The 4,664-nt window shown below is 44.3% G+C and carries 4 protein-coding genes and 1 pseudogene; 3 read left to right on the forward strand and 2 right to left on the reverse strand.

Annotated features, from left to right (window positions below; genetic code table 11):
* Together V7266_RS30130 and V7266_RS30135 are read left to right on the forward strand one after the other, a co-directional pair.
* Positions 1 to 257 (forward strand): MFS transporter (locus tag V7266_RS30130; protein WP_335472946.1); only part of this gene is annotated, 257 nt, incomplete at its 5' end.
* Between the two features lie 301 nt (positions 258 to 558).
* Entirely contained in the window at positions 559 to 1,830 is a 1,272-nt protein-coding gene (locus V7266_RS30135) for an FAD-binding protein (RefSeq protein ID WP_335472947.1), read from the forward strand.
* Positions 1,831 to 2,000: 170 nt separating this feature from the next.
* Here the strand turns inward: V7266_RS30135 and poxB are convergent, their stop codons facing one another.
* A complete protein-coding gene (gene poxB, locus V7266_RS30140) occupies positions 2,001 to 3,728 on the reverse strand; it encodes a ubiquinone-dependent pyruvate dehydrogenase (RefSeq protein ID WP_335472949.1) in 1,728 nt (575 codons plus the stop codon).
* A gap of 233 nt (positions 3,729 to 3,961) precedes the next feature.
* Between poxB and V7266_RS30145 the strand changes: the two genes are divergently transcribed.
* The gene (locus V7266_RS30145) at positions 3,962 to 4,324 is read left to right on the forward strand and encodes a prolyl oligopeptidase family serine peptidase (protein WP_335472950.1); all 363 of its coding nucleotides are present in this window, start codon (positions 3,962 to 3,964) and stop codon (positions 4,322 to 4,324) included.
* 189 nt (positions 4,325 to 4,513) lie between these two features.
* Here the strand turns inward: V7266_RS30145 and V7266_RS30150 are convergent.
* Positions 4,514 to 4,664, reverse strand: a pseudogene (locus tag V7266_RS30150) (D-lyxose/D-mannose family sugar isomerase); the annotation flags it as partial.

A 4,664-nucleotide genomic window follows, 5' to 3' on the forward strand; every position in this document is an offset into this window, starting at 1 on the left:
GTCTCTTCTTCAAGATTGGTTTCACTCTTGGTGGTGCCATTCCGCTTTGGTTCCTTGCGGCTTTCGGCTTCGATGGAAATGCGGCGAAACAAACAGCTAGTGCTCTTTCTGGTATCAATATCACAGCTATCTGGATACCAGCAGCGCTTGCGATTGTTTCGATGATTGTTATGGCTCTTTACCCACTTACAGATAAAGACGTGGAAGATATCAATAAGCAACTCGATGCTTCTCGTGCCAAAGCTAAAAGGGTTTAAAAATAGGTTTTATGATGAGTTAAATTTAAAAAGGGCAAACACGATGCCCTAAACTGTACCCGATAGAGCAGACACTGAAAAAAGGTCTCCCCTATCGGGTACTTTTATGTATCCTGAATAAAAAAGGTGAGAATCGAAGAATTATCAAATGGTAAAATCTTTATTTAAATTCAACTTTTCATACCTTTTTCTCCTCATAAAAAAACACTCATGCTTTTATGTAGAATGCTATAATAATTGAAAACTCTTTCATTTTCTGTATAGTAAGAAGTAAGCAAAAAAATATAATGGAGTGGGACTCATGGAGAAGAAGAGAAATTGGGCAGGCAATTTTCAATATAGTACAACTAACTGGCATGAACCCGAATCGGTTGAAGAAGTTCAACAATTGGTTTCTAGTTTAAAAAAGCTGCGTGTGATTGGATCACGTCACTCGTTTAATAGTATCGCAGATTCTGAGGAAAATATGGTATCCTTGCATAAGCTCAACAGGGTATTATCCATCGATCGAGAAAAGCAAACGGTGACCGTGGAAGCAGGAATCAACTATGGTGAACTGGGGTTTGTGCTTCAGCAACATGGCTTTGCCTTACATAACCTTGCGTCCCTTCCGCACATATCGGTTGCTGGGGCTATCGCAACAGCCACACATGGTTCAGGTAATCTTAATCAAAATTTAGCTGCAGCGGTCCGTGCGATGGAAGTGGTCACTGCTGATGGAAGCATTGTCACTTTTTCAAAAGAAAAGTCGGAAGAAGAATTACATGGCGCTGTGGTTGGTCTAGGTGGATTAGGTGTCGTCACAAAGCTAACTTTAGATGTTCATCCCAGTCATCAAATAAGACAGGATGTGTATGAGAACCTTCCGTTGGCACAACTAGAACACGATTTTGATTCCATTTTTTCAAGTGCATATAGCGTTAGTTTGTTTACGGATTGGCAAGATGAACGATTTAACCAGGTGTGGCTGAAGAGCAAAGTAATGGAAGATAAACCGTTTTCGTTTGGAGAAGATTTTTTTGGAGCAAAAGCGGCCAAAGAAAATCTCCATCCCGTCCCTGGGGTTGGAGCAGAGCATTGTACAGCCCAGCTAGGGGTGCCAGGGAATTGGCTGGATCGCATGCCACATTTCCGAATGGATTTTACCCCAAGTAAAGGCCAAGAGCTGCAAAGTGAATATATTATGGCCCGCGAGCATGCCTATGCCGCTCTTTCTGCGGTTAATGAAATCCGTGAAGAAATCGCGCCACATCTATTAATATGCGAGGTGCGGACCATTGCCGAGGACGAGCTTTGGTTAAGCCCATCCTATAAGCAGGATTCCGTTGCCATACACTTTACGTGGCAGGATAAATGGGCGGATGTGCAAAAGGTGCTACCACTCATTGAAGCCCAGCTTGAACCTTTTCAAGCTAAGCCACATTGGGGAAAACTGTTTACTACCTCCCATGCCAAAATACAGTCACTTTATGAGAAGATGCCTGCCTTTCAGCAGCTGCTCATGAAGTATGATGCAAATGGCAAGTTTCGGAATGCCTATTTGAATCACTATATATTTAATGAAGTAGAGTGAAGATGCTAAGCAAAATTGCTTCGTTTATAAAGCAACTTCGGTTACCATAAATAAACCGCTGGACCAATATATACTTTTTGGAAAATTGTCGAAAAGAATCGGTTGAATAGGAAGGCCTCTTGCGAGTGAATACAAGAGGCCTTCATCTATACGATTCATCATTTTGCCGATTAGCGTAAAAAGTTCGTTTTGGCAAGGTCAATGAGCTCGTTTCCGTGCCCGTTCAAAACGGCTTTCATCATCCAAAGGCTAAAACCTTGCGCCTGTTCAAAAGTAATTTTCGGAGGAAAAGCCAATTCCTGACGGTTCACCACCACATCTAGCAATACTGGTCCGTCATGTTGAAGAGCACGCTGAATCGCTTCCTCCAGTTCTCCAGGATCCTCCACGCGAATTCCTTCAATGCCCACCGCTTCCGCGACCTTTGCAAAGTTGGGGTTATCAAGGGTGGTACCTGTTTCCAAGAAGCCCTGTGCTTTCATCTCAAGCTCGACGAAACTGAGCGCCCCGTTGTTAAATACGACAACCTTCACAGGTAATTTATGCTGCCTAAGTGTGAGAAGGTCGCCCATCAGCATGGCAAGACCCCCATCTCCAGAAAGGGAGATGACCTGGCGGCCTGGCTGGGCAAGCTGTGCTCCAATGGCCTGCGGCAGAGCATTTGCCATCGTTCCATGATTAAAGGAACCTAATAACCGCCTTTGTCCGTTCATTTGCAGATAACGAGCGGCCCAAAGTGTCGGAGTTCCGACATCACAGGTAAAAACCGCGTTCTCGCTTGCCAGATCACTGACAGCTTTCGTTAGATATTGAGGATGGATGGGTTCGCGGCCTGGTTTACCGGTTGCAAGTTCGTCCAGGTTATCGCGGATTTTGCGATAGTGGCCGGTAAATTTCTCCAGGTGGCTACCATCATGAGACTCTGTCAGAAATGGCATTAGTGCGTCAATCGTTGCCTTTACATCACCGCACAGCCCATAGGTTAGGCTGGTTCGGCGGCCGAGATGTCCCGGCTCAATATCGACCTGCAAAATGGTGGCATCTTTTGGATAGAATTGCCGGTATGGAAAATCGGTACCGAGCATCAGCAGTACATCGCATTCCTTCACCGCATGATAGCCTGAAGAATACCCAATCAGGCCTGTTAGCCCAACATAGTACGGATTGTCATACTCCAGGTGTTCTTTCCCTCGCAACGCAATGACCATCGGTGATTGCAGTTTTTCGCAAAGCTGCATGAGCTGTGTGTGAGCCCCCGCGCAGCCGGCTCCGCACAGAAGGGTGATCTGCTTGCCGCGGTTCAAGTACTCCGCCAGCTGCTTTAACTCTGTTTCCGAAGGACGGATAACCGGCTGTGTCACATGAAGGACATGTTCAGGTACAGGGGTCTCGTCTGCTTCATAGCCAGCCACGTCCCCAGGCAGAACCAAAACGGATACCCCTTTACGTGAAACGGCATTCTGCATGGCGACGAGTACGGAGCGTGGCATTTGGTGTGCGGTCGTCACTACCTCACAATAGTAGCTGCAGTCCTTAAATAGATGATCGGGCCGTGTTTCTTGAAAAAAGTTCGTCCCGATTTCGTAGCTGGGAATGTGGGCTGCAATGGCTAGCACAGGGACCCGGTTGCGGTGACAATCGTACAAGCCATTGATGAGGTGCATATTGCCGGGACCACTGCTTCCGGCACACACCGCAATACTTCCGGTCAGATCAGCATCCGCACCGGCTGCAAATGCTGCAACCTCTTCATGGCGGACATGAATCCATTCAATTTTCTCTGAACGCCGGATGGAATCGATGACGGCATTCAGTGAGTCTCCTATGATACCATAAACCCTTTTCACACCTGCATTTAACAAGGCTTCAACGAGTGAATCCGCAATGGTTTTCTTCATTATATTTCTCCTTCAATACTTACATTTGGTATTTTTTATAATTTTTCCATGTTATTGGGTTTTATTCGGAATCAAAGGTATGTCGTGATTGTTCTGATGTTAACTCAACAAAGTTTGAATCTGTATCTAGTTCCGGACTCAAACAACAAGGATGAAAGTATAGTAGGAAATCATTGAAATAGGCTGTCCTAAAAAAGGAACAGCCTGTACTTTTTTTTGATATAGCAATGTAGTTGTTTCATCCTCTATTTTGCACCAATCATTTAAACAAAATAATACGAAGCTCGTCTGAACAATCCAACTCCAGTCGATATCGCTCTGGCAGGTGGAAATCCAAGAGAAATTTGGATGTTTTTAAGGATATGAGTCCAATTTTCAAAGTAAAGGAAGGAGTGGCGTATCCTCCATTTTTACTGGTGCAAGGAAATAACGATGAGCCAGTGCCATATGAGCAGAGTCTTCCTATGTTCCATAAATTGTGTGACTGTGGAGCAGATTCCCAAATGATTGAGGTTGATAAGGGACCGCATGAGGGTACTTTCTGGAGTCAGGAATTATTGGATCTAATTTTTGGATTTATTATGGAACGTTTATAAAAAAGGATAAAAAATAACAGGCCGTCTGATGTCCTTCTATAGATTGACACAGACGGCCTGTGCTGCTTGTGGCTATTAGCCAGTGAATAGACGCAACCTGTCAGAAGTTATCTTCATTGAAAAAAATCTATTAAAACATCTATTGAATCATGATCTTTAATGCCGAATTTCATGCGGCAACCATATCTTTTATTCAAGTTCTGGTATTCTTTTAATCCTCGGGTCTGTAAATATATCACTTTCATCTGTACTTCTTGTCGAGAATTCAGAAACTACCGCACCTTCACTTCCTGATTTAAACCAATGAAGGGTATTCGGATAAATGGTATATTGCTCTCCT

Origin of the sequence: Neobacillus drentensis (assembly GCF_036965645.1) — a bacterium.
GTDB lineage: Bacteria > Bacillota > Bacilli > Bacillales > Cytobacillaceae > Neobacillus > Neobacillus drentensis_D.